Consider the following 2,795-nt stretch of genomic DNA (forward strand, 5'->3'; position numbering starts at 1 on the left):
CATCGCCCCGCCGCGCCGTGCGGACCGCGCCACCCCGCTCCTCGCCCCCTCCTCGCCCCGCCACCCCGCGCGCACCGCGCCTCGCCCCCGCCCCCGCCGCGCACCCCGGCCTTCGTTTCCCTGCACCGTTCGCTCCTCCGCCCCGCGCCCCTCCCGCGCGCCTTGTCATCCCCGCCCGCCAAGGCTATCCTTCGGAACCACAAGGAGCTCCCGTGACCGAAACCCGACGCATCGTACTGGCCGTCAGCGGCGCCAGCGGCATGCCCTATGCCCTGACCCTGGCCCGGGCCCTGGCCGCCGCCCCCGGCGTGCAGACCCACCTGCTCATCTCCGACGCCGCCCGGGTGGTGCTGGCCCGCGAGTCCGACGCCACCCCGGGCGACCTCGCCGCCCTGGCCCACGCCGTGCACGACGCCGCCAACTTCGCCGCGCCGCCCTCCAGCGGCTCCTGGCGCCATGCGGGCATGGTCGTCTGCCCCTGCTCCATGTCCACCCTGGCGGCCATCGCCAGCGGCGCGGGCGCAAACCTGATCCACCGCGCCGCGGACGTGACCCTCAAGGAGCGCCGCCCCCTGCTGCTCGTCACGCGCGAAACCCCCCTGTCGCGAATCCACATCGAAAACATGCTGCGCGCCACCGACGCCGGGGCGACCATCTTCCCCGCCAGCCCGGGTTTCTACCACCGCCCGGCCAGCGCGCAGGACATCGTGGACCACCTCTGCGGGCGCATACTGGACAACCTGGGCATCCCCCAGGCCCTGGCCCGGCCCTGGGAGGGCTAGGCTCCGTGCCCCACCGCGCCCGCCCCCGGGACCTCGCGGCCCGCCCCCGTCCCGCGACCCCGCAGCGTCCCGCCGCCAGGGCCCCGCGCCCGCGCTGGCTCCCGGCCCTGGCCGCCAGCCTGCTCCTGCTGCTGACCCAGCCCTGCGGGGCCCAGGAAATCCCCGGCCTGCGCGCCAACCTGGAGCGCACCGTCCACGAACTGGCCGTGGGCATCGGCCCGCGCCACCAGGACGCCCCCCAGGCATACTCCCGCGCCGCCGCGCGCATCACCGCCCTGCTCTCCCGCTGGGGCGTGCCCCACGAAACCATCCCCGTGCCCGGCGCGCGGAACACCCCGCCGATCATCGTCGCCCACCCCGGCGGCCCGCCCGCGCCCCCGGCCAACCCGCCCGCCCCGGGCGCCCCGCCGGTGCTGGACATGCCGCCGCCCCCCGCGCCCCTCATCCTCGGCGCACACTACGACACCGTGCCCGGCGCCCCCGGCGCCGCCGACAACGCCTCGGGCGTGGCCATCCTCCTGGAAACCGCCCGCCTGCTGCACAGCCCACCGCGCGTCAAGGCCTGGCGCGGCCTGCCCCTGCCGCCGCCGCCCGGCGCCGTGCGCGTCGCTTTCTTCCCCAACGAGGAAGCCCCCAACTTCATGACCACCGCCAGCGGCAGCGTGGCCTACGCCGCCCTGCTGGCCGCCACGCCCGCACCCCCCGGCCGGATCGTCGCCGTGGACACCGTGGGCCTCAGCCCCAGGGCGGCCGAAACGGGTATCCTGGCCGCTCTGTTCGGCAACGGCGTGGCTGTGGGCGCACGCGGGCCCTCGGGCCCCCTGGCCCGCGACCTCGCCGCCGCCCTCGCCGACCGCCTGCCCGTGGACACCGTGGTCACCGACTCCGGCGGCGCCTGGATCGACCGCTCCGACCACACGGCCTTCACCAGCCACGGCTGGCAGGGCGCCCTCCTGACCTCCCCGGGCGTGGCCCTGGCCGCCTGCGTTCACGCCCCCTGCGACACCCCCGACATCCTGGACCCCAGGATCATGGAAAAAACAGTGCTCGGCCTCGTGGAATTCGCCGCGCGCGCCCCGCACGCCCGAGCGCCCGCGCCCGGCCCCTGAAACCGCACCCGCCGCCCCCGGCAAGGAGAAAAAACATGAACACCCTGACCTGGTACGGCCACTCCAACTTCCGCATCGACACCGCGAGCGCCACCATCCTCGTGGACCCGTTCTTCGAGGGCAACCCCAGCGCCCCCGTCGGCGCCGACGCCATCGCCGCCTGCGACGCCGTGCTCGTCACCCACGACCACGGCGACCACGTCGGCTCCACCGTGGATATCTGCAAGCGCACCGGCGCGACCCTGGTCGCCATCGTCGGCACCGCCGCAAGGCTCGGACAGGCGGGCGTCCCCGCCGCGCAGATCGTCGGCGGCGTGGGCATGAACATCGGCGGCAGCACCGAGCTCGCCGGCGTGCGCATCACCATGACCCAGGCCTTCCACTCCTCCGAAAGCGGCGCCCCCACCGGCTATATCCTGACCCTGCCCGGCGGCTACACCATCTACCACGCCGGTGACACCGGCATCTTCGCCTCCATGCAGACCTGGGGCCAGCTCCACGCCATCGACCTCGCCCTGCTGCCCATCGGCGGCTTCTTCACCATGGATCCCCGCCAGGCCGCCCTGGCCTGCCAGCTCCTGCGCTGCAAGGCCGTGCTGCCCATGCACTGGGGCACCTTCCCCGTCCTCGAAAAAAACACCGCCACCTTCGCCGCCGCGCTGGCCGAACTCGCCCCGGAAACAAAACTCGTCCAGGCCGCCATCGGCCAGCCCCTGGCCCTGCCCCCGGCCTGAGGCCGACGCGCACCCCTGGCGGGGCTCCGCCCCGTACCCCGGCCGGAGGGGCTCCGCCCCCCGGCACCCCCCGCAAGGGGGCAACGCCCCCTTGACCCCGCATGCCGGAGGGGGCCGCGCGCCAAGGCCCGCGCGGCCCCCTCCGGAACGTCGCGACAAGACGCGCACCC

At 75.5% G+C, this 2,795-nt stretch carries 3 protein-coding genes; all 3 read left to right on the top strand.

From position 1 onward, the window contains the following. The first annotated feature begins 212 nt into the window (after positions 1–212). The 3 genes from M0P34_RS14780 to M0P34_RS14790 are packed head-to-tail and all read left to right on the top strand — an operon-like array spanning position 213 to position 2,625. Positions 213–782 carry a UbiX family flavin prenyltransferase gene (locus tag M0P34_RS14780; protein ID WP_291500492.1) on the top strand — a complete coding sequence of 190 codons (570 nt, stop codon included), beginning with the start codon at positions 213–215 and terminating at the stop codon, positions 780–782. 5 nt (positions 783–787) lie between these two features. After that, positions 788–1,891 carry a M28 family peptidase gene (locus tag M0P34_RS14785; RefSeq protein ID WP_291500494.1) on the top strand — a complete coding sequence of 368 codons (1,104 nt, stop codon included), beginning with the start codon at positions 788–790 and terminating at the stop codon, positions 1,889–1,891. 35 nt (positions 1,892–1,926) lie between these two features. Next, on the top strand, positions 1,927–2,625 hold the full coding sequence (locus tag M0P34_RS14790; RefSeq protein ID WP_291500496.1) for a metal-dependent hydrolase: 699 nt from the start codon (positions 1,927–1,929) through the stop codon (positions 2,623–2,625). Positions 2,626–2,795 lie beyond the last annotated feature (170 nt).

The organism is Desulfocurvus sp., assembly GCF_023230885.1.
Lineage (GTDB): Bacteria > Desulfobacterota > Desulfovibrionia > Desulfovibrionales > Desulfovibrionaceae > Desulfocurvus.